Annotated in this window: 21 protein-coding genes and 2 tRNA genes; 9 read left to right on the top strand and 14 right to left on the bottom strand. The window is 62.6% G+C overall.

What is annotated here, in order from left to right; all coding sequences use genetic code 11:
- Positions 1 to 24 precede the first annotated feature (24 nt).
- On the bottom strand, positions 25 to 1242 hold the full coding sequence (locus CK220_RS12830) for a deoxyguanosinetriphosphate triphosphohydrolase (protein WP_095811875.1): 1218 nt from the start codon (positions 1240 to 1242) through the stop codon (positions 25 to 27).
- A gap of 70 nt (positions 1243 to 1312) precedes the next feature.
- Here CK220_RS12830 and erpA point away from each other — a divergent pair, with 70 nt between their 5' ends.
- The 4 genes from erpA to CK220_RS12810 all read left to right on the top strand — a co-directional run bounded on the left by erpA (position 1313) and on the right by CK220_RS12810 (position 3220).
- On the top strand, positions 1313 to 1660 hold the full coding sequence (gene erpA, locus CK220_RS12825) for an iron-sulfur cluster insertion protein ErpA (protein ID WP_095811874.1): 348 nt from the start codon (positions 1313 to 1315) through the stop codon (positions 1658 to 1660).
- Positions 1661 to 1669: 9 nt separating this feature from the next.
- Positions 1670 to 2062 (top strand): VOC family protein, encoded by a 393-nt coding sequence (locus tag CK220_RS12820; RefSeq protein WP_095811873.1) that lies wholly within the window; start codon positions 1670 to 1672, stop codon positions 2060 to 2062.
- Positions 2063 to 2069: 7 nt separating this feature from the next.
- On the top strand, positions 2070 to 2864 hold the full coding sequence (gene xth, locus CK220_RS12815; protein WP_095811872.1) for an exodeoxyribonuclease III: 795 nt from the start codon (positions 2070 to 2072) through the stop codon (positions 2862 to 2864).
- An 80-nt stretch (positions 2865 to 2944) separates the two neighbouring features.
- The gene (locus CK220_RS12810; RefSeq protein WP_095811871.1) at positions 2945 to 3220 is read left to right on the top strand and encodes a hypothetical protein; all 276 of its coding nucleotides are present in this window, start codon (positions 2945 to 2947) and stop codon (positions 3218 to 3220) included.
- A gap of 15 nt (positions 3221 to 3235) precedes the next feature.
- Here the strand turns inward: CK220_RS12810 and CK220_RS12805 are convergent, their stop codons facing one another.
- From CK220_RS12805 to CK220_RS12765, 9 genes are all read right to left on the bottom strand, one after another.
- Positions 3236 to 4063 carry a tetratricopeptide repeat protein gene (locus CK220_RS12805; protein WP_095811870.1) on the bottom strand — a complete coding sequence of 276 codons (828 nt, stop codon included), beginning with the start codon at positions 4061 to 4063 and terminating at the stop codon, positions 3236 to 3238.
- Positions 4050 to 5774 carry a dihydroxy-acid dehydratase gene (gene ilvD / locus CK220_RS12800; protein WP_095811869.1) on the bottom strand — a complete coding sequence of 575 codons (1725 nt, stop codon included), beginning with the start codon at positions 5772 to 5774 and terminating at the stop codon, positions 4050 to 4052. Before ilvD ends, CK220_RS12805 begins: the two co-directional genes overlap by 14 nt.
- A gap of 290 nt (positions 5775 to 6064) precedes the next feature.
- Positions 6065 to 7312, bottom strand: a complete 1248-nt coding sequence (locus CK220_RS12795; protein WP_095811868.1) for an OmpP1/FadL family transporter — start codon at positions 7310 to 7312, stop codon at positions 6065 to 6067.
- Between the two features lie 361 nt (positions 7313 to 7673).
- Positions 7674 to 10457, bottom strand: coding sequence for a valine--tRNA ligase (locus tag CK220_RS12790; RefSeq protein WP_095811867.1), 2784 nt, complete (start codon positions 10455 to 10457; stop codon positions 7674 to 7676).
- 222 nt (positions 10458 to 10679) lie between these two features.
- Positions 10680 to 11489: a PopZ family protein gene (locus tag CK220_RS12785; RefSeq protein ID WP_095811866.1), complete on the bottom strand. Its 810-nt coding sequence runs from the start codon at positions 11487 to 11489 to the stop codon at positions 10680 to 10682.
- Positions 11490 to 11721: 232 nt separating this feature from the next.
- On the bottom strand, positions 11722 to 13116 hold the full coding sequence (locus CK220_RS12780; protein ID WP_095811865.1) for a TolC family outer membrane protein: 1395 nt from the start codon (positions 13114 to 13116) through the stop codon (positions 11722 to 11724).
- Positions 13117 to 13299: 183 nt separating this feature from the next.
- A complete protein-coding gene (locus CK220_RS12775) occupies positions 13300 to 13974 on the bottom strand; it encodes a protein-L-isoaspartate O-methyltransferase (protein WP_095811864.1) in 675 nt (224 codons plus the stop codon).
- Positions 13975 to 14100: 126 nt separating this feature from the next.
- Positions 14101 to 14174 (bottom strand) — tRNA-Cys (locus tag CK220_RS12770).
- Between the two features lie 177 nt (positions 14175 to 14351).
- The gene (locus CK220_RS12765; RefSeq protein WP_095811863.1) at positions 14352 to 14612 is read right to left on the bottom strand and encodes a hypothetical protein; all 261 of its coding nucleotides are present in this window, start codon (positions 14610 to 14612) and stop codon (positions 14352 to 14354) included.
- A 216-nt stretch (positions 14613 to 14828) separates the two neighbouring features.
- Between CK220_RS12765 and CK220_RS12760 the strand changes: the two genes are divergently transcribed.
- From CK220_RS12760 to CK220_RS12750, 5 genes are all read left to right on the top strand, one after another.
- Positions 14829 to 14903 (top strand) — tRNA-Asn (locus CK220_RS12760).
- 111 nt (positions 14904 to 15014) lie between these two features.
- Positions 15015 to 15200, top strand: coding sequence for a hypothetical protein (locus CK220_RS31395; protein ID WP_141245131.1), 186 nt, complete (start codon positions 15015 to 15017; stop codon positions 15198 to 15200).
- Positions 15201 to 15694: 494 nt separating this feature from the next.
- A complete protein-coding gene (locus CK220_RS31900) occupies positions 15695 to 15871 on the top strand; it encodes a hypothetical protein (RefSeq protein WP_176479071.1) in 177 nt (58 codons plus the stop codon).
- A 404-nt stretch (positions 15872 to 16275) separates the two neighbouring features.
- Positions 16276 to 16434 (top strand): hypothetical protein, encoded by a 159-nt coding sequence (locus tag CK220_RS31895; protein WP_176479070.1) that lies wholly within the window; start codon positions 16276 to 16278, stop codon positions 16432 to 16434.
- Positions 16435 to 16436: 2 nt separating this feature from the next.
- Positions 16437 to 16640: a hypothetical protein gene (locus CK220_RS12750; RefSeq protein ID WP_095811861.1), complete on the top strand. Its 204-nt coding sequence runs from the start codon at positions 16437 to 16439 to the stop codon at positions 16638 to 16640.
- 225 nt (positions 16641 to 16865) lie between these two features.
- Here CK220_RS12750 and CK220_RS12745 read toward each other — a convergent pair whose 3' ends face one another.
- The 4 genes from CK220_RS12745 to CK220_RS12725 all read right to left on the bottom strand — a co-directional run bounded on the left by CK220_RS12745 (position 16866) and on the right by CK220_RS12725 (position 25964).
- Positions 16866 to 17756 (bottom strand): FHA domain-containing protein, encoded by an 891-nt coding sequence (locus CK220_RS12745; protein ID WP_095811860.1) that lies wholly within the window; start codon positions 17754 to 17756, stop codon positions 16866 to 16868.
- 1016 nt (positions 17757 to 18772) lie between these two features.
- Positions 18773 to 21919 carry an efflux RND transporter permease subunit gene (locus tag CK220_RS12735; protein WP_095811858.1) on the bottom strand — a complete coding sequence of 1049 codons (3147 nt, stop codon included), beginning with the start codon at positions 21917 to 21919 and terminating at the stop codon, positions 18773 to 18775.
- Positions 21920 to 21997: 78 nt separating this feature from the next.
- Positions 21998 to 22876, bottom strand: coding sequence for a hypothetical protein (locus tag CK220_RS12730; protein ID WP_141245130.1), 879 nt, complete (start codon positions 22874 to 22876; stop codon positions 21998 to 22000).
- On the bottom strand, positions 22863 to 25964 hold the full coding sequence (locus CK220_RS12725; protein ID WP_176479069.1) for an efflux RND transporter permease subunit: 3102 nt from the start codon (positions 25962 to 25964) through the stop codon (positions 22863 to 22865). Before CK220_RS12725 ends, CK220_RS12730 begins: the two co-directional genes overlap by 14 nt.
- Between the last annotated feature and the right edge of the window lie 199 nt (positions 25965 to 26163).

Raw genomic sequence — 26163 nt, 5'->3', positions numbered from 1 at the left:
TGGCCGGCAAAATCGTGGCTCGCCCTAGCCCAAATCCGGCGTATGGTCAAACAATCGCCTGTGCTCCTTGAGCGCATAGGTATCGGTCATGCCGGCCAGGAAATCGGCGACGCTGCGTGCCTTGATGCGATCCTGCGCCCTGTCGAGCCCTTCGCGCCAGCCGTCCGGCATGGAGCGCGGGTCGGCAAAATAGACATCGAACAGGTCGCGGACGATCTGCTCGGCATCGGCCCGCACGTGCATCACCTCGGCATGCCGGTAGAGATGCTTGTAGAGGAAGGCCTTCAGTTCCTTTTCGGCTCCCGCCATCTCGGCCGAGAAGGTGACCATCGTCTCACCCGCCGCCCTTACCGCATCGGCGCTGTCCGGCTTGAGGCGCTCGATATTGGCGGTAGCGGCAGCAATGACATCCTCCACCATCAGCGTGATCTGCCGGCGCATCAGCTCGTGGCCGGTGCGAACGTCATCGAGTTGCGGGTAGCGGGCGCGCACGCGCTTCAGGATCGAGCCCGGCAGGCCGACATCTTCCAGCATGTCCAGCGTCAGCAAGCCGGCGCGCAGGCCGTCGTCGATGTCATGCGTGTTGTAGGCGATATCGTCGGCGATCGCGGCACACTGCGCCTCGATGCCGGCGAAGCGGTCGAGCTCGAGGTCGTGCAGTTCGCAATAGTCGCGGATCGCCTGCGGCACGGGGCCTTTGAGCCCCTTCCCGCTTGCATCGGTGAGCGGCCCGTTATGCTTGACCAGCCCTTCCAGCGTCTCCCAACTGAGGTTCAACCCATCGAACTCGGCGTAGCGCCGCTCGAGCCGGGTGACGACGCGCAGCGACTGCGCGTTGTGGTCGAAGCCGCCCCAGCCGGCCATCTTTTCATTCAGCGCCTCCTCGCCGGTATGGCCGAAAGGCGTGTGACCGAAATCGTGCACCAAGGCCACTGCCTCCGCCAGATCCTCATCGCCACGCAGCGCGCGTGCCAGGGCGCGGGCAATCTGCGCCACCTCGATCGAATGCGTCAGCCTGGTGCGGTAGTGGTCGCCCTCATGCGCAACGAACACCTGCGTCTTGTGCTTCAGCCGGCGGAAGGCGGTGGAATGGATGATGCGGTCGCGGTCGCGCTGGAATGGCGTGCGGGTCGGGCTTTCCGGCTCATCGAACAGGCGGCCGCGCGAGCGCGCCGGATCGCTCGCGTAAACGGCGCGCGGCCGGTAGCCGAAACCGATATCGCCGAGAGCATCCTTGCTCATTCGCCCACCAGTTGACTTGCCCCCGTCCGCTTCATACCTATCATGGGAAACCGAAAGCAAGGTGACGCCGATGGGCGCGGATGCCAAGACTGCCATGAAGGTCGAAATGACCGAAGCGGCCGCGAAGCGGATCGCCAGGATTCTGTCCGGCGAGCCGGGCAAGAATGCCTTGCGCGTTTCCGTCGAAGGCGGCGGCTGCTCCGGCTTCTCCTATAAGTTCGATCTCGTCGGTAGTCGCAACGACGACGACGTGGCCATCGAGAAGGATGGCGCCACGATCCTCATCGACGACCTCTCGCTGGTCTATATGGGCGGCTCGGTGATCGACTTCGTCGACGACCTGATGGGTCAGTCCTTCCAGATCCGAAACCCGAACGCCGTCGCCTCCTGCGGCTGCGGCACCAGTTTCTCCGTCTAGCGGGCCGGCATGCCTGCGCTCGGCGCGGTCCGCCAGGTCGCGCTGTCGGCCGGGCGCGATCTCGATAGAACGCTTGCTTTCTGGCACGATGTGCTCGGCATGAGCGTGCATGCGCGCTACGATCCGCCGGGCATTGCCTTTATCATCGCGGGCGGCGTGCGGCTGTTCTTTGGCGACGGCGTGCCCCCCGGCACCGTTTATCTCGACATTGCCGGCCTCGAGGCTTTCCATGCCGAGGCGAAAGCCGCCGGTGTTCCTTTCACCGCGCCGCCGGCGCTGGTCCATCGCGACACCGAGGGCCGGTTCGGCCCGGCGGGGGAAAGCGAATGGATGGCCTTTCTAAAGGATCCGGCAGGCAATACGATCGGCCTCGTCGAGCGCCTTGCGCCGGAAGAACATTGAGGTCCGCATGAAGATCGTCACCTGGAACATCAACGGCGTTCGCGCCCGCATCGGCAACCTCACTCACTGGCTGACCGAGAGCGCGCCGGACATTGTGTGCCTGCAGGAGATCAAGACGGTCGACGACCAGTTCCCGCGCGCCGAGATCGAGGCGCTGGGCTATAATGTCGAGACCAATGGCCAAAAGAGCTTCAACGGCGTCGCTCTCCTGTCGAAGCTGCCCTTCGACGAGGTCAATCGCGGTTTGCCTGGCGACGATGCCGACGACCACGCGCGCTTCATCGAAGGCGTCTTCTCGACCGACAAGGGCGCGCTGCGGGTCGCCTCGCTCTATCTGCCGAACGGCAACCCAGTCGATGACGAGCGGAAGTTTTCCTACAAGCTGTCGTGGATGGCGAGGCTAGAGCGCTGGGCACAAGAGCGGCTGAGGCTCGAGGAAGCGCTGGTGCTGGCCGGCGACTACAATGTCATCCCCGAGCCCGCCGACGCCAGGTTCCCCGAAAACTGGCGCAGTGACGCGCTATTCCAGCCGCAGACGCGGCAAGCCTTCCGCCGTCTGAAGAATCTCGGCTTCACGGAGGCCGTGCGCGCCGTGACCGATTCGCCCGATGTCTATACTTTCTGGGACTATCAGGCCGGCGCCTGGCAGAAGAACAACGGCATCCGCATCGACCATCTGTTGCTGTCTCCCGAAGCCGCCAACCGCTTCTCGTCAGCCTCGGTGGAAAAGCACGTCCGCGCCTGGGAAAAACCTTCCGACCACGTGCCGGTGGCCATCGATCTCCGCTTGCAGCCGGCCTGAAAGCGCTGCTTGCGGACTCTTGCCGAACCCTGATGTCGCCACAAATCGCGTGTCTGATGCGGGATTGTTGCGGGGGTTCGATGGCGATCCGATTTGTTCTTTGCCCGATCGGCCTCGCGCTGGCGTTTGCCGCGCCGGCGTTCGCGGCACCGGAGTGTCTTGCCAACGGCAAATCGTTCAAGATCGGTGAGACGGCCTGCTTGACCATTGCCGGCGAAAGTCACCTCGCCCGCTGCGACATGGTTCTCAACAACACGTCCTGGACGAAGGTCCAGGACGACTGCCCCGGCGAGAATCAGGCGCCGAAACTGCACCCGACCTCAATCACGGTGCCGACGGAACCTCCCGAAAATTGAAGCCGAAGCTGCGGCCTACTGGTCGCCGTTGTTGCCCTTGGTCAGGATGTCGTCGGCGAGCGAAATCGCGGTGCGACGGTCGGCTTCGCCAGCCGCGGCGAAGGCCTCTTCCTGCATGCTGCGGATCCAGGGCTGATCCGCCGGCGGGGCACGCTCCAAGGCGGCCGTCATCATCGCCAGGCCACGCACGATCTTGCCGCTTTGGAACAACAGGTTGCCGAGTGTCGCCTGCGCGCCGGCATGACCTTTTTCGGCAGCGAGCTGCAGCCAGCGCCCGGCCTGCTTGACGCTGGCCCTCACGCCGCCCTCGCCTTTCAGGAACATCTGGCCGATCTCGAACTGCGCGTTCGGGTTGCGGTAGTTGGCGGCGGCGCGCATGTAGTATTCCTGCGCCGCGACCTCGTTCTCCTCGACCGGGCTGCCGGGGATACCTTTGCGCAGATAGTCGCCGAGCGCGACAAGCGCGTCGGAGACATAGCTTTCCTCGGGCGAGCCGGGCTCGACATCCTGGTCGACGATCTCGGAGAAGAACTTGAAGGCCGCATAGTCGTCGCGCGCCACGCCGTCGCCCTGGGCGTACATGCGCGCAAGCTTCCAGGTGGCGCCGATCTGGCCGTTCTCGGCGGCATATTTATAGGCCTCGACCGCTTGGTCCTTGTGGCCGTTCTTGTAGGCGGAGAAGCCGAACTGGAACACCGCCCACGGGCTCGACTGCGGCTTGACCCCCGTCTTGTCGTCGAACACCTTGTCGTCGAAGGCCATGGCCTGCCCGACGGCGCCCAAGGTCGCGACCGCGACCAGTGCCGGCAAGACAAATGACCTCAACACCTCAAATATCCGCATAGCAGTGTGTTTCTTTCGCACCGCCCGGATGGGTGACCGCGCCGTCGCGGGCCGACCCTACGGTCTGCGCATATTTCCAGATCGCGCCGGACTGATAGTCGGTCTTGCGCGCCTTCCATTTCTTGGCCCGGGCCGCCAGCTCGGCATCCGACAGCGCCACCTCGATCGTGCCATTCACGGCGTCGATAGAGATCACGTCGCCATTCTTGATGAGTCCGATCGGCCCGCCGACCGCCGCCTCCGGCCCGACATGGCCGATGCAGAAGCCACGTGTAGCACCGGAAAAACGCCCGTCGGTGATCAGCGCCACTTTGCCGCCCATGCCCTGGCCGTAGAGCGCTGCTGTCGTCGACAGCATCTCGCGCATGCCCGGACCGCCGCGCGGCCCCTCGTAGCGGATGACGAGAACCTCGCCCTCCCGGTAATTGCGCTGCGTGACCGCTTCGAAGCACTCCTCTTCCGAATCGAAGCAGCGCGCCGGACCAGAGAATTTCAGTTCCGACATGCCGGCGATCTTCACGATCGCGCCTTCGGGGGCGAGGTTGCCCTTCAAGCCCACAACGCCGCCTGTCTTGGTGATTGGCCGATTGGCGGGACGCACAACATCCTGGCTCTCATTCCAGGCAACGTGCTCCATGTTTTCGGCCAAAGTGCGGCCAGTGACCGTCATGCAGTCGCCGTGCAGATAGCCGTGATCGAGCAGCGTCTTCATCAAGAGCGGAATGCCGCCGGCCTCGAACATGTCCTTGGCGACATATTTGCCGCCGGGCTTGAGGTCGGCGATATATGGCGTCTTTTCGAAGATCGCCGCCACGTCGAAGAGGTCGAACTTGAGACCCGCCTCATGCGCGATCGCCGGCAGATGCAGCGCAGCGTTGGTCGAGCCGCCAGTGGCCGACACGACCGTCGCGGCATTCTCAAGCGCCTTGCGGGTGACGATGTCGCGCGGTCGGATGTTTTTCGCGATCAGCTCCACGACCTTTTCGCCGGAGGCGAAATTGAAGCGGTCGCGCATTTCGTAGGGCGCCGGCGCGCCGCAGGAATAGGGCAAGGCCAGGCCGATCGCCTCGGCGACCGTCGCCATGGTGTTGGCGGTGAACTGAGCTCCGCACGACCCTGCCGACGGACAGGCTGCCTGCTCGATCTCGAGCAACTCGGCATCGGAGATCGTGCCGACCGAATGCTGCCCGACCGCCTCGAACACGTCCTGCACGGTGATCTGCCTTCCGCGGTAGCTGCCAGGCAGGATCGAACCGCCATAGATGAAGATCGACGGCACGTTGAGCCGCACCATCGCCATCATCATCCCGGGCAGCGACTTGTCGCAGCCGGCGAGCCCGACCAGCGCGTCATAGCAATGGCCACGCATGGTGAGCTCGACTGAATCGGCGATCACCTCGCGCGACACCAGGGACGATTTCATGCCCTGATGGCCCATGGCGATGCCGTCGGTGACGGTGATGGTGCAGAACTCGCGCGGCGTGCCGTTGGCGGCCGCGACGCCCTTCTTCACCACCTGCGCCTGGCGCATCAGCGAGATGTTGCAGGGTGCCGCCTCGTTCCAGCAGCTGGCGACGCCGACCAGCGGCTGCGCGATCTCGGCCGCCGACAACCCCATGGCGTAGAGATACGAGCGATGCGGCGCGCGCGCCGGACCCACGGTCACGTAGCGGCTTGGCAGCTTGGCCTTGGAGATTGCCTTGGCGTCCATCGTCGTCCTTGCCGCACACCCCGCGGCCGGTCCCATCGCCGGGCCAACCTGACACGCATCCCGAGACCTATTCGAGTTGCTCCGGGTTTATGGCGGGAAATGGGCAGTTCCCTCGGTTAGCCTTTTAGCTCCGGGGTTGTTCATAAACTGTTGCTGAAACGTCACAATCGTAAGGGACGCCGGTTGCGACGCGAATCTGCAGCATCGCGCCGGTCGGCGAGACCAGACAGCCGATCGCACAACAAAAAAGGCCGAGCAATGCCCGGCCTTTGTGCTGAATTTTCAGGTCTTTAGAACTTGATCTTCACGCCACCAGAAATCGCGGTGACAAGATCGTTGCCAAAGTCGTAGCTGACGTCCGTACCGGCCACATAACCGTTCTCATCGGTCAACGTACCGGAGTGACCGCTGGTCATGACGCCGATAGCGCCGGCCAGGCGAATTTCGATGTTCGGCTTCGGGGTATAGGCAACGCCGCCGCCAAGCGTCCAGGTGTCGGTCTGCGAGCCATAGCCGTGCGAGGTGCCACGGTCCCACGTCAGCTGGCCGGCAGCAGCCCACTGATCGTTGAACTTGTGGCCGATACCCCCAGAAATTGTCCAGCCGTCGCGATACATAAGGTCAAGGGACGTCAACCTGATCGGAAGCGGCGAAACAGTAGTGCAGGTAGCAAGTCCTTGCGAGGCTTGCGAACAGATCGGAATGCTCTGCAGCAGGCTCCAGTTCACCCACTTGATCGAGCCGAAGGCAAGCCAACCGGGTGCGATGCCCGACTGCAACTTCAATTCCACCGTATCCGGCATGTATTGCGTCGGGGCGTAGATTGCTGTGGTGCCCTGCCCGAGATTGGTCAGGTCAAGCGTACCCGAGATGTTGTCGAGCTTGACCTTGGAATTGTAGACGAGGCTGGCGCGTAGCGCGATATCCGGAATTTCGTAAGCGATACCGGCGCGCCAGCCCCAGCCGCTGCTATCCAGATCAACACGGCCGGTGCCCTGGAAGTTGGGCACCAGCGGCGACACCAGGCTCTCTTTGAAGCCATAGACTTCCTGGTAGAACACGCCGCCAATGAAGCGAAGCTGGCCCTTGCCGACGTCCATCTTATATGAGCAGGTACCTGCGTAGTTGTTGCTCTTGATGTCCGTTTCCATGTTGGACTGCGCACCAGCCCAGAGACCCGGAGCGGTGTGCGCCCCCCACGGCTGTGAATAATCGACCATGCAGTCGACGCCAGGGACAAGCTGTGCCTTGACGCCGATGCGCGGCACCCAATAGTCCTCGCTGTCCTTCGCAGTACTGCCGAGCGCGGTCACATTGCCGTCGGTCGGGTCGGTGTCCACCGCGTTCTTGAGCTTGCGGTTGGGCATCACGAAGGTGGCTTCTGCCTCGGTCGCAAACGGAGCTGGATCGAACAACAGGTCGATGTCATAGCCGCCGCGCTCGATGCCGCCGGCATGCGCCGGGTGCATCGCCGCGCCGACCAAAGCCAGCGAAAAGCACCCCGCCCCGAGCAGTGCCTTGAGCCGCAGATTAGTCATGGAATTCCCTCCCGAAATACGAGTGGGTGAAGCTAGAACCAATTCGGGTTAACGGCGCAACAACGAATTCGAAAGGCGTACACGTACACTCTTGACAGCTCGCATTTTCGCCATCGTGCCCGGCCGCGAAATCGAGCCTAATCGCGGCTTAACAGACACCGAATGACAGGAAAAAGCTGCAAAACCCTTTCAATACAGGCCAAAAGCGGGTGATTTTGCGGGAAATTGGCCCCATTGTTACATTATGGCAACAATAGGGCCAAAACTTTCCGTTTACGTCAAAATTAACGCAACGGCATGCCTGTTTTAGAGGCAATTGACGCGCCGGAAAGCGACCTTCCGGACACCCGAATCTTGCCGTTCAGCCGGCGTCGCGGACCCTGGTCAGGGCGACCGAAAGCTTCTCTTGCGCCTCGCGATATTCGGCGAGCTTTTCGCGCTCTGCCTCGACCACCTCTTGCGGCGCGTTGGCGACGAACTTTTCGTTGGAAAGCTTCTTGTGCAGGCGGGCGATCTCCTCGGTCACCTTGGCCAGTTCCTTCTGCAGCCGCGTAGCTTCGGCCTGGAGGTCGATCAGGCTGCCGAGCGGCAAGCAGACGGTCGCCTCGTTGAGAACGATCTGGGCCGAGCCTTTCGGCGGCGAATCGACCAGCGCGATGTCGCCGACGCGCGCCAGCCGCTTGATGGCCTGGGCGTGGCGCTCCAGCCTTTCCTGCGTAAGAGCATTGGCGCCGATCACCATCAGCGGCGCGATCGCGGCCGGCGGCACGTTCATTTCCGAGCGCACCGAGCGGATACCGGAGACGAGCTCGACCAGCCAGTTGATGTCGGCGGCGGCCTCCTCATCCTCGAAATCGGGCGAGGGCCAGGCGGCGTGGCAAAGCAGGGAGGTACGTTCCTTCCCCTCGCCCGCGGTCTGCGCCCAGAGTTCCTCGGTCATGAACGGCATCATCGGGTGCAGCAGCTTGTAGATCTCGTCCAGCACGAAGGCGACACAGGCCCGGCTCTCCGCCTTGGCCGCCTCGTCCGTGCCCATGAACACCGGCTTCAGCAGTTCCAGATACCAGTCGCAGAACAAGTTCCAGACGAAGCGATAGGCGGCACCCGCCGCCTCGTTGAACCGGTAGGTGGTGATGCCCTCGGTGACAGAGCGCGCCGCCCGCGTCAGCTCGGTCAGGATCCAGCGGTTGACCGCGAGCTTGGCATCGTGGAGCCAGAAATCGTCATTCCTGGCAACCTCGTTCATTTCGGCAAAGCGCGTGGCGTTCCAGAGCTTGGTGCCGAAATTGCGGTAGCCGGCGATACGCGCCGGGTCGAGCTTCACGTCGCGCCCCTGCGCCGCCATCACGGTCAAGGTGAAGCGCAGCGCGTCGGCGCCATACTCGTCGATCAGTTCGAGCGGGTCGATGACGTTGCCTTTCGACTTCGACATCTTCTGCCCGTTCTTGTCGCGCACCAGCGCATGAACATAGACCGTGTGGAACGGCTCCTCGTTCATGAAATGCAGGCCCATCATCATCATACGGGCCACCCAGAAGAAGATGATGTCGAAGCCGGTCACCAGCACGTCGGTCTGGTAGTAGGTCTTCAGCTCCGGCGTCTGGTCAGGCCAGCCGAGCGTCGAGAACGGCCACAGCGCCGAGGAGAACCAGGTGTCGAGAACGTCCTCGTCGCGCGTCAGGATCTCGCCCGGCTTGAAATTCTCAAGCTTGTCCTCGACCCAGGCCTTCCACGGGCCTTCCAGCGCCAAATAATATTCGACCGCCGCGGCTAGCGCTTCTTCTTCGGTCTTCTCCACGAAGACGCGCCCGTCCGGCCCGTACCAAGCCGGAATCTGGTGCCCCCACCACAGCTGCCGCGAGATGCACCAGGGCTGGATGTTCTCCATCCAGTCGAAATAGGTCTTCTCCCAGTTCTTCGGCACGAAGTTCGTGCGGCTCTCGCGCACAGAGGCGATGGCCGGCTTGGCGAGCTCCGCCGCGTTGACGTACCACTGGTCGGTGAGGAACGGCTCGATCGGCACGCCGCCGCGATCGCCATGCGGCACCGTGTGGCGATGCGGCTCGACCTTTTCCAGAAATCCGCCCGCTTCCATCAGCTCGACGATCTTCTTGCGCGCCACGAAACGATCCAGCCCATCGAGCTCTTCCCAGACCGCCTGGTGCTGCGGCGTCACTTCAAGACCGGCAAGGAACTCCTCGTTATCCTTGAGCTTGATATAGGCTTCGACGGTCAGGATGTTGATCGCCGGCAGCTTGTGGCGCTTGCCGACCTCAAAGTCGTTGAAGTCATGCGCCGGCGTGATCTTGACCGCGCCCGAGCCCTTTTCCGGGTCCGAATACTCATCCGCCACAACGGGTATCCTGCGGCCCACGATCGGCAGGATGACGTTCTTGCCAACCAGGTCGCGAAACCGCTCGTCGTCGGGGTGAACCGCCACCGCCGTGTCGCCCAGCATCGTTTCCGGGCGTGTCGTGGCGACGGTGATGAATGTCTTCGGATTCTCGGGATCGAAGGCCAGGCCTTCGACCGGGTAGCGGAAATGCCACAGATTGCCGTTGACCTCATGCTGCTCGACCTCGAGGTCGGAAATGGCTGTCAACAGCTTCGGATCCCAGTTCACAAGGCGCTTGTCCTTGTAGATCAGCCCCTCCTTGTAGAGGGTGACGAACACCTCCAGCACCGCCTTGGACAGACCCTCGTCCATGGTGAAGCGCTCTCGGCTCCAGTCGGCCGAGGCACCGAGCCGCCTCAGCTGATTGAAGATCGCGCCGCCGGATTCGGCTTTCCACTCCCAGACCTTTTCGATGAACTCCTCGCGCGTCAGGTCGCGGCGATGGATCTGCCTCTCCATCAGCTGCCGCTCGACCACCATCTGTGTGGCGATGCCGGCATGATCCATGCCCGGCTGCCACAGCACATTCTTGCCGCGCATGCGCTCGAACCGCACCAGGATATCCTGCAGCGTGTTGTTGAGCGCGTGCCCCATATGCAGCGAGCCCGTAACGTTCGGCGGCGGGATGACGATGGTGAAGGCCTCCGCCCCTTCCTCCGCGCCGGCGCCGGCGCGGAACGCATCGGCCTCTTCCCAGATTTTGGCGATCTTCGGCTCGACGGTCTTGGCGTCGTAGGTTTTTTCAAGCATGGAGGAAGTCCGAACTGTCGGGAACAAGCGTCCGGTGTAAATCGGAAGCTCTTGGCCGAGTCAACCGCGAGAAGGAAGGGCCCGCCTTGCCCAGATAGGCTTGCGGCGATCAGCGGCAAGCCCATGGCTCATCGCAAAACAAATCGCGCGACCGCATCTTCGCGGAAATAAAAGCACCGCCCGATGGCGGCGCCTTCTACCCTGAAAGCCCAGACGAAATCACTACCCGCCGCGCGCCACGCGCTCGATTTCCTCGCGCACCAGCCGTTCGACCAGTGTCGGCAGGTTGTTGTCGAGCCAATCCTGCAGCATCGGCCGCAGCATCTCCTCGGCCATCTCGTCGAAGCTCTTCTTGCTGCGGCTGGCGAAGGCATCGGAAAGCTCGCCGAAGGCCGCCGCGACCTGACGGCCCGCATGCTCGGACAGGATTGCCGGCCGGGCCGGCGGCAGGTCGGCCGACGATGGCGTCGAAACGTTGTCGGGCGCCGCGGTTTCGGCCGTTGGCGCGGCAAGATCTTCCTCGTCGATCTCGACTTCGGGCGCCAGTTCCGGCGGACGGGTTGCTACCTTCGCCTTGACGGAATTTCCGCCAACGGCGGCGATCTCGCGCCGCCAATCGGCGACGATGGTATCGGCACTTTGCGGCACGCTCGCCGCGGCCCCCGCAACCGTCGGGGTGTCCGGCTCGGCGGCCACCCTGGCCCCGACTTCCGCCAGGGTGATGGGTGCAGGTGCGGTCTTCACCGGTTCCGGGCTCGTCTCGGCGATCGTCGGATCGGACGCCGCAAGCTGGGCCTGTATCTCCGCCAGACTCACCGGCTTGCTGGGAGCGTATCCGGCGTTGAGCTCGGAACGAAAGGCATCAACGTCGGCCGTCTGCGCCGCCGGCGTCGGCCGGAGGTCCTGGCGCACGTCACCGTTGTCCGCCGCCGGTTGCTTTCGGCCGGTGTCGCTGTCCTCGATGATCCTTCGGATGGAAGCAAGTATCTCTTCCATGGAAGGCTCGCGCTGCGCGCTGCTTGCTGACGCCATCGTCACATCCGCCGCCCTTGTGACTCTTCAAGATCTCCATTCCGGCCAGGCCGGAATTCGAATCAATACGGACAGCGTAACCGACCGATCGTCATCCGAGAATCCCCAATCTGGGGAGACGTTGGATTTCAACAGATTAGCTCGCTACGCCGTCGGCAGCAGACCGTTGGCTTCCTACGCAAAAGCGCCGCGCATCCATTGGACACGCGGCGCTTTAGGAATTGCCAAAGGATCAGCGGCCGTCCGGCGTGCGCAGCCCGATCCACTTGTCCTTGACGGCGTTATAGTGCTCTTCCGGGTTGTATTTCGTGACCGCCAGGCCGAGTTGGCCGGCGGACAGGCGGCCGATCGCCGACAGGATGGCGTAGCTCGCCACGACGACATCGCGCTCGGAGCTCGCCTGGTTGATCTTGGCGGTGATGACGGCGTTCTGCGCGTTGAGCACGTCGAGCGTGGTGCGCTGGCCGACATTGCGTTCCTCGATGACGCCGTTGAGCGCCAGTTGCGCGGCGGCGATCACCTGCCTGTTGGCATCCACGCTTTCGCGCGCGGCGGTGTATTGCGTCCACGCCGAAGCCACGGCCTGGCGCACCTGGTCGCGGCTGACGTCGACCTCGATGCGGGCTTGGCTGAGCGATTCCTTCGATTGGCGGACCAGCGCAGAGGTGCGCCCGCCCGAATAGATCGGCACGGTAAGCGTCGCACCGATATTGGCCGAATTGGTCGTTCCTTCGGATCCCGCCGATGCAAAAACGCCGGGCGAGGTGTTGCGATACTGGCTCGAAATCCCGGCACTGGCGGAAAGCTGCGGCAAAAGCGCCCCTTCGGCCGACTTCACGGAAAACGCCGCGGCGTCGACGAGATGCTCGGTGGCAAGGATGGCCGGATGCTCCGCGGCGGCGATGGTGAAGGCCGAATCGAGGCTTCCCGGCAGCAGCTTTCCAACCGGCGCGGCAGCCCTGAGCTTGCCCGGCTCGTCGCCGATGATCTGGTGGTAGGTCGCGGCGCTCGCCAGCGCCGTCGCGCGAGCGCTGGCGAGTTGCGCCACCGCCGTCGCCCGCGAGGCATCGGCCTGCGCGACGTCGGTGCGGGTGCCCTCTCCGACCTCGAAGCGCGACCGTGCGGCGCGCGCCTGCTCGGTCAGGAATTGCAGGTTCTGTGCGGTCAGGACCGCGATCTGGCGATCGCGGATCACATCCATGTAGGCGCTTGCCGCGTTGAACAGGATGTTCTCTTCGGTGTTGCGGAGACTTTCTTGCGAGGCCCTGACCTGCGCTTCAGCAGCGGCGACATTGTTCTTGGTTTGAAAGCCGTCGAACAGCGTCTGGTCGATCTCAACGCCGAAATTGCCCGTAGTGATATTTAAGGTTTGACCCAGGTTGTTGTTGCGGCTGCTCGTATAATCGATGCTTGCCGATCCCCTGATCGTCGGGCGGTAGCCGGACTTGGCGATGGCCACCCCCTCGTCGGTGACACGGGTGCCCGCGCGGGCGGAATTCAGCTGGGAATTGTATTGATAGGCTTTGGCGAGCGCGCCGGTGATGGTTTCGGCGGATGCGGCCAACGGCGAAAGCGCGGTGGCCGAAACTAGTATGGCTGATAGAAAAGTCTTGTGTAGGGGCGGCACGTATTATCCCTCATTCGTTTGCATGGGAACCACGCCACGCAGCCTTTTCCTTCTGGATCAGCCAGCGCCGCGTGTTTATCGTTCCCCCGCTGATAGCCCCCGAAAACGCCCGTGAAGCAAATCAGCAACGATTGTTCAAGCGCAAGCGATCATGACAGCGCCTTCGCTGCAAGGCAAAACCGCTCAAAATTCGAACGCATGAGCACGTTCGAAGCCCGGTAGTGGCTTAATTGCCGCATTAAATGCGCGTCTGCCGCTTACAACCCCCCCGGCCTTGACAAAAAGACGCGCAACGCCGGAGTTGCCCTGCCCCTCGACTACAACCAGCCGCCCATCCTCGGCGAGCTGGCCTAGCAATGCCGCGGGCACCTCCTCGACGCTGCCGCCGATGAAGATGACGTCATAGGGTGCCGCGGCGGCATGCCCTTGCGGCAAGGGCCCGGTCACCACCGTGGTGTTCTGGCAATCCAGTGCCGAAAGAGTCGACTTCGCGGCTTCGGCAAGCGCCGGGTCGCTTTCGAGCGCAACCACCGATCTTGCGATTCGGGAAAGCAGAGCGGCCGAATAGCCGGTGCCGCAGCCGACATCGAGCACCGAATCGGTGTCGCTGATTTCGGCCAGTTGCAAAAGCTTGGCGAGCGGTGACGGTTCCATCAGGTAGCGGGCTCCGCCGCCATTGACGCCATCGGAGATGCGGATGTCCTCGTCGATATAGGCCAGGTCCCGTTGCCCGGCGCCGACAAAAGCCTCGCGCGGCACGGAAAGCATCGCTTCGATCAGCGGCGCGCTGGTCACATCGGTGGTGCGGATCTGGCCATCGACCATCTTCACGCGGCGTTCGGAGAAATCAGCGTTCATGTCCCAACCAACCCGCTTCCCGCGCCCAATTCGCTGCCCGCGCCCGATCCGATTTCCAGGCAAAGTACGCGGGCCAATTCGACCGGAACCTAGGGCTCCGGCGCGACAGCGCCGGAGTCCGGGCATTGGAGGCCTCGCCCGGAATCGAACCGGGGTGCAAGGATTTGCAGTCCTCTGCGTAACCACTCCGCCACGAGGCCTTCCATGCTCCCGGCGTTCCGGGGCAACTCAATATGTTGGCCGTGAAAGGTCGTCAAGCACCGGCAAGTCATTCCCGATGCTTTCCCATTCGACATCGAAGGCAGTGGTTGCCGATTGCTTGCGGCCGGTCGCGATGGTGTCGCCGGCACCTTCCGGACCCTCTCCCTGCAAGGCTCTCAATCCGGCCGGCGGCGGCGTTCCCACCAGACGACGAAGCGCCGCCTGTGACGACGCACCATTGCGAATTCGTAAGACAGAACCAGCAGGCCGATCGGAACCATCCAGAAACCGAGAATCGGCAGAAAGCCCAGAATCCCGCCGATTGTCAGCAGCACGCCGATCGCGATCCGCAATCCGCGCGAGCGCGGCATGGCGAAGTCGCGGCCGAAGACCGTAATCTTGCGCGCCGGTGGATTATCGTCGTCAGCTGCCGTCATTCAAGCCAGATCCCCATCTGCGCGGCCGATGTCATAGATACCAAAGGACGACCAGCCGCATTGTTCCATGCCTGTGTGAAGCCGCTCATATGTGGGCACGCCGAAACGATGCCGCAAATCGCCGCACGAAAAACTGCAGAAAAATTGCGAATTGCTGCTTTGCAAAGCCGAAAGGTGTTTGCTATAGGCTGCGCCACTCACGTCAAGAGCCTCCGTTCCCCGGTAGCTCAGTGGTAGAGCAACCGGCTGTTAACCGGTTGGTCGCTGGTTCGAATCCGGCCCGGGGAGCCAAGTTTTTCAAGGCTTGCAGAGTTTTCTCACCCTAGAACGTTTCCAGGCGGCCCATTCGGGGCAACATCTGGGGCAACGCGGAAGCCGAAGCTGCCGGGCCGAGGAGCTGGAATGTCGGACGAAGATCTAGAGCGAAAAATTCGTCGCCAGATGGAAGCCGATTTCCGTTCGAACCCCCGCAAAGCCTATGAACAATACGGCCTCACCGCGCCGTTACATCGCGGAGTGGTGGGCGCAGTCGCAGCGGCTGCCGTGGTATTGGCCGGCTTTCTGATCTGGACCGCCTTCCACCACTAAAAAGCCCGGCCACCTGAGCAGCCGAGACCGAGCGCAGATATTTTAGAGACCACTAACCAATGTGAGTTTTGTCACAGACGCATCGACGCATCGGTCTAGCTTGCAGCGTTTAGTTCCTGCAGCGGAAAGGAGTAACTCCGGATGCTCGTGAACCTTCCTATGCTTATGAACCTTCCTATTGTCGTAGCCGGTCCCCTTGTCGATTGGCTCGGTCGCCGAGCCGATCAGAAGGCGCGGTTGAAGGCAACGGACGATCTGAGCGAGTCACCGGACGACATGCTCAGCGACATCGGGATTTCCCGTGACGACATCGAGACCGCGCGCTGGCGGTCCAGCCGGAGAGTGAGCTAACGGAAAAGCCCGCCACCGTGAGGCAGCGGGCGCGGAGTTGCAGTTGCCTAACGCTCTTGCCAGATGGAATTTTAGCAACGGGGAAACAAAGCCCTCTTGCTGGCGTTTGACGCGGCATCGGAGAGCTTTCAAGGGCGGCTAAAATGGACAAGCAATCGTGGAAGACTGCGGTCGAAATCATCGGGGAATTCAAAAGCAGGCATTACGTGCGGGTCATCGAAAATGGCGTTGTGAGTATCAAGGCATTCGGTTCCCCGACAGAAGCCGAGTCCTTCGCCGCGAGCGAAAGGAAGCGGCTCGGAATTGTGCCATCTCGTTGATCTAACCGCCTGGTAGAATGTTCCCCCAACTCCCGATGGGACGGAAGTCCGAGAGGCTGATGCACGCCGCTCGGGCAGCGGAATAACAACCGCCTAGCCAGCGGATTTGATGGTGCAACATTTGTTAATTCGCTAGGTCCGAATCAATGACATGATCGAGCTAGGGCCTCGCGCAACGCAGTTTGCTAAGGTTTATGGCCCCTCTCGCTCCGACGACCGTCGACACACCCCGAGCCCCCCGCCCCGTTCGACGGCCGTCATCCTTCTCGGATCATCCATACAAGCCGCCGACGAGGAAGACGCCGCTCGTGGATAAGCCTACTTAAGCGATCGCTAAGAACTGGTGCGAAGACGCCAGCCGGTGGGGGATTCACAGATTCCCGATTTCGATCTAAGATTCAGGAATGGAACACGCGCTGGATGATCTTGCTCGCATCCTGAAGACCCCGCAAACCCGCCTGCGGGACCGCTACGGCGCCTTGGTGCTCCGCCTGGCTGAAAGCCTCGCCGCCGGCCTCGCGATGGGCGTGGGCTTCGCGATCGTCCACTTCATCGCAAATTAGGCATGCCAGCAAGACCCCAGCGCAAGAAGCCGCTGCCTCCAGGTCCCTCTTCTGGAAAATACGAAGGCGCCAACCATGCCGATCGATGGCGCAAGCGAAAGGAAGAAGGCCAGCGCTGGCGCCTGAGCAAAAACGCCGTCATCTGGGCCTTGATCGTGATTGCGATGGCCACTTCGGTCACGCTGATCGTGCTGAAGGCCATTTGATCGTCACGACCTCGGAAAAGCCGCCGTCGGCGCGGTAAAGCCGCTGTCGCCGTTGTAGCGGGCCACGCCCTTGGTGCCCGCGGCAAAGCCGGCGAAGAAGGGCAGGACAGCAGGGCTTGACCGTTGCCGCCTGCTGCCGGATCCAGCGCCGCGCGCTTGCAGAATTGCTGTAGAGATCGTCGCGGCCGCTTTGCAGCCGGTCGCGGCTAACGAGCCGGGGCCGGGTCAGCCTGAGATAATTTCGTAGTGAAGGACCTGGCCGTCGCCGAGGGACGATCTCCGTCCAGGCGAGATGACGCCGGAGCCGAAGAGGAGAATATCTTCGCGGCGCACGAATACTTCATGGTCAGGTCCCATCGACACAAATGTGCCCGACGAGCTCCGCTCGATAAGCACGGCCTTGCCATTCGAAATGGTGAAGGTTGCGTGGTGCCTTGAGACCCAGGGCCGCTGGATCACGATATTGCATTCCGGAGATCGGCCGATCGTCACGAATTCGTTGTTTCGGCAGGATCGCAACTGATCTCCATAGCGGATGACCAGATTGATCTGCCGCGGCGGGGCGGAGCGTCTCTCGACAATTGTGCCCCGGCTGACGATTTGCGTACTGAGGGCGCCGTCGTCGCTCCCCAGGGTATAAACATCGAAGAGTTCTTGCTTTCCCTTGAAGGCCATTTTGTCGAGGAGCCGTAAGGCACCGCGGCTATCCGCGGAAAGGGCTTCGAAGAAGCTCTGGCTGATCAGCACCTCCCCGGGGTTGGCCGTGGTGGACAACCTTGCCGTGACATTGACAACGTCGCCGAATACCGCGCCCCGCGCGCGAATGACCGCCCCGAAATGCAATCCGATTCGGGCGCTCGACGGCCCTTTCGTCAGTCGGCTGCTGATTTGGCGTACGGCCGTCAGCGCCGCCTCCGAGCTCTCGAAAAGGCTGAGCACGTCATCGCCCTTCGAATAAATGAAATCACCGCCGTGCCGGGCGACGATCTCGCGTATCGCGTCGAGGCAATCCGAGATCTGCTGCAGAGCGGCATCGTCGCCGATGCGCTCATAGAGCGGCGTGCTGCCCACGACATCAGCTAGGAGGACTGCGGCCAGAAGTCTTTCCTGATCCATCGGCTCGTATCCGACCAAGAACGCAACGTATATAACATAAGTCGCCCTCCTTGCCCCCCTGGGAGCCGGTGATGTGACGTGACCATCTTGGGCGGACAACCCGGCCTTGTTGCCGCCCAACTGCGCAAGAGACTTTCCACGGCTATGATTGCCCGGATGACTGCTCGGGCCACGAGGCCGCTCCGATTGGGCGGCAAGGAACGCTATCGCCGATCAGCGAGATTGCGATGGATAGCCAACCGTTCGTTGTTGAATAGCAAACGGATGATGCGGTCCGGAACAGTCATCCCGAAAGCGACGACGAGGATAGCGACGAATAGGCGCGGCATACGGGCCGGTTCAGGGCAATGCTGAGCGGCGCGAGTGAGCCGATGGGGTGAGCTGTATCATTTTAATACAATTCTCAATTTGTAGACTCCTGCGATGCTTCGGCAGCTAGTGTCTCTGTCCAGGCTAGGGAGGGAAGACCGCGGACCGGGAGGAAAAAGATGTCCATCCAAAAGGAAGACTATCGAACGAACCGAGCCGACTATGCGCTTGCCGCGAAAGGCCAATCGGCCGCTGATGTGGGCCGCCAAGAGAGTCTGGAAAGAAGAAAGAAGACTCTATGGCTAAGAGATCCGCGAATCGCCAGATTGGCCGCAAATCCGTGCGAAAGCCTACCAGGACCAAAAGCCAGGCCACGCGGAAATTAGCGACGCTGCTTCTTTTGTGAATGCGTGCCCATCATTGCGGCAGGAGCGCATATTTGTCGTCAGCCGGTGCCGTATTTCGTTTCCTAGCGCCCGCCGGCTAAGGCCCGGCTCTGTTGGCCTGCCGGCCAGAGTGCCGCTCCCGCTTTTCATCACTCATCCCGCCAGGTCACGCGCTTTCCCATAGGATCTTGACAGTCCCCACGCAGGTCTTCGACTTGCCCGCCTGTTTCGCTGCGCGATCGAGATGATCGCCGACGGTATAGCCGGTGATTGGATGCGGTAGAGTCACGAACGTACTGGTCTCAATCTCCGGCTTTTGCATCAAACGGAAGACGGCTCCAGGCCGAGACCCGTGGTCCGCGCCGGCGATCGCGCCTGCAGTGAACCGAGTCTGAGATAGATTGCGGGCACGACGAAGAGGTTGAGGAGCGTTGACGTGATCAACCCACCCAGAATGATGATGGCCATCGGATGTTCGATTTCCTGCCCGGGAATGTTGCCTGTAATGACCAAGGGGACGAGCGCAAGGCCGGTCGCCAACGTCGTCATGAGAATGGGCGAAAGGCGTTCACGCGCGCCGCGCAGGACAAGTTCCGGTCCGAAGGGCTCGCCCTCCTCGCGCTCCAGATGCAGGAAATGGTGGATCAGAAGCACCCCGTTGCGGGCCGCGATGCCCAATACCGTCAGGAACCCCACGAGGCCGCCTAGCGAGATGATGCCGTCGCCCAGATAGGCCGCGATGACCCCGCCGACCAGAGCGGCCGGCAGTGACAGGAAAACCAGGGCAGCGAGCCTCCAGCTTCTCAGGGAGGCCTGTAGCAGCATGAATATTACGACCGCGGCGACGACAGAGGCATAGAAGAGCCTGCTTTGCGCAGCCTTGCGTTCCGCCGCCTCGCCCAGCAGCTGGGCATGATAGCCGAGCGGAAACTCGAACTTGGCCAGGCGCTCCTCAACCTCATGGACGACCGAGCCCAGGTCGCGGTCGCGCACATTGGCATGCACGTCATGGCGGCGCGAGGCGTTCTCGCGCTTGATGGTGCTGGCCACCGGGGCGATCTTGACTTCGGCAATGTCGCCGAGCCGGAGCTGGCCGCCGTCGGGGGTATCCAGGAGAACGTTCTGCACGTCGTCAAGGCCGCGCCGCGATTTGGGCGTCGACCATACCATGACGTCATACACCTTTCCGATGCGATGAACGTCGCTCACCTCGTGACCGGCGAAGATCACGGCAGCAGCGCGACGAACATCCCCGGGCTTGAGACCCCTGGAAGCCGCCTTGGCGATATCCACGGTGACCTGAATTTGCGGTACCGTCTTCTGCGGCTCCTCGTGTAGGTCAATCAGGCCCTCGATGCCGGTCAGGGCGTCGCGCACCCTCACCGCCTGCTCGCGCAATACCGCCGCGTCAGGCCCGAAAATCCGAACCACGATCGACTCGCTCGACCCGGTGAGCACTTCCTTCACGCGTTCGCGAAGATAGGTCTGGACGTCCCGATAGATACCCGGATAGCCGTCGACCGTGTCCTGAACGGCTTTCAGGGTCTTGTCATAGTCGACCTTCGGATCGACGCTGATCCAGTTCTCCGTGAAGTCGATGCCCACCACCTCGTCGGCCACCAGCGCCCGGCCGATGTGAGCGCCGAAGTTGCGCACCCCGGGAATGGATCTCAGTTCTTTGCTGGCAGCTACCGTCATCCGGTACATCTCGGCATGCGATGTCCCGGGCGGCGTCAGCCAGTGCATGAGGAAGTCGCGTTCCTTGAAGGAGGGCAGGAGCGAGGTTCCGAGCAGCGGCGAAACGGCCAACCCCGCGACCACGACGATCGCGGTGATCCCAAAGATCGCGCGAGGAGCCGCGATGATCCGCGACAGCACGGCGGCATAGCCTCGCTGCAACCACCCGACCAGCGGCGAGACGCGCTCGATCGGCGCTCCTTGAAGCAGGATAAGGCAGAGTGCCGGCGTGACCGTCAGCGCCACGGCCATCGAAGCGAGGAGCGCGATGGAATAGGACGTCGCCAGCGGCACGAAGAAAGTGCCCGACAGACCGCCCATGAAGAATACAGGAACGACCGAGATGACGATGATGAGGGTCGCGGCGACGATCGGGCTGCGGATCTCGAGCGATGCTTCCAGGATCACCGACGCGACCGATTTGCCGGCGCCGCTGCGGCGATTCTCGCGCAATCGCCGTGTGATGTTTTCAACATCGATGATAGCGTCGTCCACCACTGATCCCACCGCCACGACGAAGCCGGCCAGCACCATGGTGTTGATGGTCGTTCCGAGCCAGTAGAGAACAAGTCCCGCGGCGACCAGAGAGAGCGGAATTGCCAGCAGGCTGATCAGCGCCACCCGCCACTCGAACAGGAAGGCGCCGAGAACGCAGACCACCAGGACCGATCCCACCAGCAAGGCCATTGTCAGATTGTGGATCGAGAGCTCGATGAACGTCGCCGGGCGGAAGATCTGCAGGTCGACGTCGATACCCTTGAGGCCGTCCTTCATTTCGGCGAAGGCTGCCTCGACGCCGCGCGTGACCTCCAGCGTGTTCGCCCACGGGAACTTCTCGACGATCAGCATCATGCCGGGACCGTCATTGATCACCGCGTCGCCGATCGGCAGCGGTTCCCCCCAGGTGATGTCGGCAAAGTCCGCCAGCACCAGTTGCTCGCCGGCCTTTGACTCGACCGGAATTCTCTTGACGTCCTCCAGCTTCACGCTGGACGCTACGTCGGCGCCGACATAGAGCCGCTGGTTGGCGGTGTCGATGAAGCCTACGGTCTGGCTCTTGGCCGAGCTCGACATCGGCAGCAGGCCGAAGTCCAGCGCATCGGCCGAAGCCTCCATGACCTCGTTCAGCGTCACGCCGTGTTTCAGCATGCGTGCGGGATCGACTTGGATCTGCAGCTGTTTGAGCTTTTCGCCCCACATCGCCACGTTGGCGACGCCGGGCACGCGCAGCAGGCGGAAGCGGATCTTCCAGTAGGCGGTCATCGACAGGTCGAGCTGAGTGAGCTCCTTCGACGAGAGGCCGATCTTCATGGTGCGGCTGGTCGAGGACAAGGGCTGCAGCATGACGGGCGGGCTCGAGCCGAACGGCAGTCTGGCCGACGCAAGCTGCACGCGCTCCTGGACGAGCTGCCGGGCGTGCATGATATCGGTTCCCCGCTTGAAGATCATGACAATCGAGGACAGCGACATCACGCTCTTCGAGCGGATGACGTCGAGTTCCGGTGTGCCGCGCAGTGCATCCTCGAGGGGGATGGTGATCAGTTCCTCGACCTCGGCGGTCGACATGCCGATACCCTCGGTCTGAATCTCCACTAGCGGCGGGGAGAATTCGGGAAAGACGTCCACGGGCATCTTGCGGAACACGTCCAGACCCAGCAGCACCATCAGCGCTGCCGCGGCCAGTACCAGATACCGGTATTTCAGATTCGTGCCGATGATCCAGCGGAACATGGCCCTGTCCTTTGTTCGGATGATTGGACGCCAGCTAACTCAGGCGTTCGCAAGCGGCGGAATGTTTTTCACGCCCGCTCAGTGCCCGCCAAACTTCTGTTCAACCCCCATCAGCTCGACCGCGCCGACCGACACGACCGGCGTACCGAGCGCTGGTCCGTCCGACAGAACCGCTATGTCGCCGAGGACGCGCTCGACAGCCACCTTCTGGCGGACGAAGACGAGCGGCTCCGGATTGGAGTAGAGCCAGCTGTCCCCGTGCTCATCGTAGATAACCGACGAGTAGGGCACGATCTTCGCCATCCTGCCGCTCTCCGGCGCCTTCATGGCCACGAACGCATGGTCGCCTGGCTTGACGCCGCTGCTTGCCTCGAGGAATTCAAAGAACCGCCCGTCGTCCCGGTCCTTCACCGCCACCGGCCGCGCCGTGTAATATTTACCGGAGCGGCCTTGGCCGGTCAGCAGCACGACCACTAGACCATCCTTATCCTCGTCCGCCGGGTTGGCGACGCCGAAAATCTCGGCAAACTCGTCGTGGTCGCCGGCCTCGTCGTCGTCATCCTCGTCGGCGACAACCGCGATCAACATCTGGCTCGCCGCGTCCACAGGCACCTTGATCAGGGATTGCCGTGCTTGGCCGCTTTCACCGGCCGGCGCGATGGACGCCGTCTCCGTAATTGCATTCACCGACGGTTCACCGCTCGCAATCTCGACCTGGGCGTTCATCATCATCCATCGCTTCGCCGTCTCCTCCCGCAGCGCTTCGGTCTGGATGCTCAGTCGTTTGGCGGCCTGTTCAGTCAGAACCACGCCTGGAAACGGGGAACCTGCGACCTCTACCAGCTTGGCAGGCGCACCTGCGGGCGACTCCGCGGCCGCGAACGGTCCCAGGGCTACCACGCCAAGGGCCACACCGGCGACGAGGGATGACGTAAGAAAAAGCCTATTGCGAAGCATGTGCAACTCCTCCAAGGCGTTGTGAAACCGGGCCGGAATGGAGCAACATGGCCGGTAGGACGAACAGATTGATCAGGACTGAAATGACTGCGCCTGCGATTACAACCCATGCCATTGGATGCAGAATCTCCAGACCGGCGGCGCTGCCCATGACCACTGCGGGAAGGAAGGCGAGGCAGGTGATCAGCGTGCTCGTCAACACAGGCGCGAAGCGCTCGCGCGCGGCCGCCGCGACAAGGTCCGGCCAGGAGTCGTCACCCGTCTGCTCGCCGGTCTGATCGACGCGGCTGGCCAGAACCAGACCGTTGCGGAGTGAAAGCCCGAGGACGGCGAGAAGTCCGGCAAGCGTCCCAATCGAAACAGTGCCCGTTACGGCCACGAGGATCGCCGCGACGCCACCCGACACTGCCACCAGCGAAAGGAACATGCCAGTCGCCAGTCGCCAGCTTTGCAGCGCCGCCTGCAGCAGGAAAAAGATCAGGACTGCCGCCGACACTGCGAACAGCGTCACCTGCAGCATGGCTGCACGGCTCTCGGCATACTCGCCTCGAACGTAGGCATGGTATTCGAAGGGGAGCTGCACCTTCTTGAGTTCTGCCGCCACGTCTTCCGCCACTGCCGTGACGCTGCGCCCTGCGACGCTCGCGTGAACGTCCATGCTGCGCGTGACGCCGTCACGCTCGATGGTGCTCAACTGCGGCACCATCCGCACCTCGGCGATATCACCAAGGCGTGTATGCGGGCGATCAGGCGTTTCGATCAGAAGATTCTCGACGTCGGCGATGCTGCTTCGTGCGTTGGGAGCCCCCCAAACCACCACTTCGAACACCTTTTGCTGCTCGAACAGATTGCCAACCTCGAGCCCGGCGAAGACCGTCGCTGCCGCGCGCCGGATGTCCCCCGGTTTCAGTCCACGTGCAGCCGCCTCCGCAACGTCGACCTTGACCTCGATTTCGGGCGAGAAAGCGTTCTTGTCGAGACGTACGGAGTTGATGCCGTCAATGGCGGCGATTCTCGCCGCGACGAGCTTTGCCTGCTCTTCAAGCACGGTCGTCTCGGCCCCTTCGATGCGGACCACCACTGGTTCGCCGGCGTCGGCGAAGATCCGCCCAGCCGTACTGGCCAGATAGCCTTCAACCTTCACCTCGAGGTCCGCGAAGCCTTCCATCGTGTCGCGAATTTGCGACAGTGCGGCGGCTCGGTTCCCCCGCTCGTCGAGGCCAATCCAGAGCTGCCCGGATTCGATGCCGGTGACCTGGTCGCCCGTAATGGCCCTGCCGAGATGGCCAGCGACAGAGCTGACCCCGTCGATTGCGCGGATTTCGGATTCCAGTCGCGCCACCGTCCGGATCATGGCGGGCAAGGATGCACCCGGCGCGGCCGTGAACGAAACGCGGACGGTGCCTTCGTCAAAGGACGGCGACGGCGACCACTTCAGGGCCGGCGTCGCCGCGAGGAGCGCCAACGCACCGAGGCCGGCGATCGCATAGGCAGGACCGGTCGTCGCCGAGAACTTCCCCAGCAGCCGCCCGTAGGCCGCACCGAACAGCCGCGGTTCGGACCTGTTTCCTGCTGCCCTGCCCGAGCGGAAGAAAATCATCGCCAGGGCGGGCGCCGCCAAGAGCACGACGACCATGGCAGCGGCCACCGTGAGACCATAGGCCTGAGCCAGCGGCCGGAAGAATGCCGCGGTTTCGCCGTCGAGTCCGAGAATCGGAGCAACCGCCAGCAGACCGATCACCGCTGCATAGATCATTGGCTTGCCGATTTCGCCGATCGCATCGAATACAGGCGCGGCGACCGGACGGCCGCCACCGGCGTGGAGGCGCCGCCCGATGGCCTCGGCTGCCACTACCGCAGTGTCGACCACGAGCGAAAGCGCGGCCGCGAGGCCGGCCAGGTGGATCAGGTTGAAGATGGGGCTGCTGAAATAGAGAGCGACAAGTGCCGCGACATACGACAGGACGATCGCGACGACGGCGATGCTCGCCGCGCCGACCGGCGTCAAGGACAGGAAGAGGGCTACGGACACGACCACCATGGCGGCGATCACCATCCAGGCCAGATTGGCCAAGGCGCTGTCGACATAGTCGGAGGCGCGGTAGAGGGAGGCGTCGATGTCGATGCCCGGCATGCCTTGGCTCAACTCCGCGAGCGCAGCTTCGACCCCCGCTACGACCGCTTTGGTGTCGACGTTGGGAAGCTTCTCGACAACGAGGATGAGGCCAGGCTGTCCGTTGATCATCGCATCACCGATCAGCGGCGGATGGCCTTCGACGACCTCGGCGACGTCTCCTAGCCTGAGCGCGGAAGACGGGACAGCAACCTTCGTCAGGTCGCTGGCCTTGCTGATCGGTTGCACATGCTGGATGCCGAGCCTCTGGTTCGGCGTATCGATCCAGCCTCCGCTTCCGAGTACTGACGCTTCAAGATAACTCAGCGGCGAGACCCAGAGCGAATCCCCGGCGCTCTCTATGGCTTCATCGAGCGAGATGCCGGCCGATTCGAGGCGCTGAGGTTCGATTTGCACCTGAAGCTGGCGAGCGCGCTGGCCCCAGATCGCGACATTGGCGACGCCCGGTACGCTGAGCAGCTTCGGCGTCATCGTCCACCGGGCCAGCACCGACATGTCGATCAGCGACACGGTCTTGGACGACAGTCCGACGATCATGCCACGGCCCGCCGCCGACTTCGGCTGCAGCATGGTGGGCGGCTTCGAGACATTGGGCAGGGCCCAAGCCATCGTAAGACGCTCCTGCACCATTTGTCGGGCTTTCATTGGATCCATGCCGGGCTCGAAGGTGAGCAACACCGAAGCCATCCCCGGCACCGACCTGGAGTGAATTGATTTGAGGAACGGCGTCGCGGTCAGGATCTCTTCGAGATTGATGGTCACCAGGCTTTCCACTTCGCCTGTCGACAAGCCGAGAGCCTCGGTCTGCACCTCCACGATCGGCGCCCCGAACTCGGGAAGAGCGTCGATTTTGGCCTTGGGAAGCAGAACGGCACCCGCCGCTACCAAGAGTACCGCGGCTGCTAGGACCAGATGCCGAAATTCGAGACTCAGCTTGACGAGCGTTTGCAGCACGGCAATCCCCCACGATTCCGCGGCGCGCGAAACCGCGCCTGCGACAGATCAGAGACAGTCCCAAAGCGTATCACGCGGGAGGGCACCGCATAATTAATCAATATTGCAAGGCGCTTTTACCGTATATCCGGCGACCTATAACTTTCGGAGTAGAGAAATAGTTCATACAAATTTATTATGATCGCGACTCACTCGTCAC

Source organism: Mesorhizobium sp. WSM3860 (assembly GCF_002294995.1).
Lineage (GTDB): Bacteria > Pseudomonadota > Alphaproteobacteria > Rhizobiales > Rhizobiaceae > Mesorhizobium.
Note: the sequence above shows the minus strand (reverse complement) of the source record. Positions and strands in the feature narration are given on the sequence as shown.

Bases quoted from the DNA above. Each gene is read 5' to 3' on its own strand.
- CK220_RS12830 (WP_095811875.1), bottom strand. From the start codon at position 1,242: ATGAGCAAGGATGCTCTCGGCGATATCGGTTTCGGCTACCGGCCGCGC.
- erpA (WP_095811874.1), top strand. From the start codon at position 1,313: ATGGGCGCGGATGCCAAGACTGCCATGAAGGTCGAAATGACCGAAGCG.
- CK220_RS12820 (WP_095811873.1), top strand. From the start codon at position 1,670: ATGCCTGCGCTCGGCGCGGTCCGCCAGGTCGCGCTGTCGGCCGGGCGC.
- xth (WP_095811872.1), top strand. From the start codon at position 2,070: ATGAAGATCGTCACCTGGAACATCAACGGCGTTCGCGCCCGCATCGGC.
- CK220_RS12810 (WP_095811871.1), top strand. From the start codon at position 2,945: ATGGCGATCCGATTTGTTCTTTGCCCGATCGGCCTCGCGCTGGCGTTT.
- CK220_RS12805 (WP_095811870.1), bottom strand. From the start codon at position 4,063: ATGCGGATATTTGAGGTGTTGAGGTCATTTGTCTTGCCGGCACTGGTC.
- ilvD (WP_095811869.1), bottom strand. From the start codon at position 5,774: ATGGACGCCAAGGCAATCTCCAAGGCCAAGCTGCCAAGCCGCTACGTG.
- CK220_RS12795 (WP_095811868.1), bottom strand. From the start codon at position 7,312: ATGACTAATCTGCGGCTCAAGGCACTGCTCGGGGCGGGGTGCTTTTCG.
- CK220_RS12790 (WP_095811867.1), bottom strand. From the start codon at position 10,457: ATGCTTGAAAAAACCTACGACGCCAAGACCGTCGAGCCGAAGATCGCC.
- CK220_RS12785 (WP_095811866.1), bottom strand. From the start codon at position 11,489: ATGGCGTCAGCAAGCAGCGCGCAGCGCGAGCCTTCCATGGAAGAGATA.
- CK220_RS12775 (WP_095811864.1), bottom strand. From the start codon at position 13,974: ATGAACGCTGATTTCTCCGAACGCCGCGTGAAGATGGTCGATGGCCAG.
- CK220_RS12765 (WP_095811863.1), bottom strand. From the start codon at position 14,612: ATGACGGCAGCTGACGACGATAATCCACCGGCGCGCAAGATTACGGTC.
- CK220_RS31395 (WP_141245131.1), top strand. From the start codon at position 15,015: ATGTCGGACGAAGATCTAGAGCGAAAAATTCGTCGCCAGATGGAAGCC.
- CK220_RS31900 (WP_176479071.1), top strand. From the start codon at position 15,695: ATGGACAAGCAATCGTGGAAGACTGCGGTCGAAATCATCGGGGAATTC.
- CK220_RS31895 (WP_176479070.1), top strand. From the start codon at position 16,276: ATGGAACACGCGCTGGATGATCTTGCTCGCATCCTGAAGACCCCGCAA.
- CK220_RS12750 (WP_095811861.1), top strand. From the start codon at position 16,437: ATGCCAGCAAGACCCCAGCGCAAGAAGCCGCTGCCTCCAGGTCCCTCT.
- CK220_RS12745 (WP_095811860.1), bottom strand. From the start codon at position 17,756: ATGGATCAGGAAAGACTTCTGGCCGCAGTCCTCCTAGCTGATGTCGTG.
- CK220_RS12735 (WP_095811858.1), bottom strand. From the start codon at position 21,919: ATGTTCCGCTGGATCATCGGCACGAATCTGAAATACCGGTATCTGGTA.
- CK220_RS12730 (WP_141245130.1), bottom strand. From the start codon at position 22,876: ATGCTTCGCAATAGGCTTTTTCTTACGTCATCCCTCGTCGCCGGTGTG.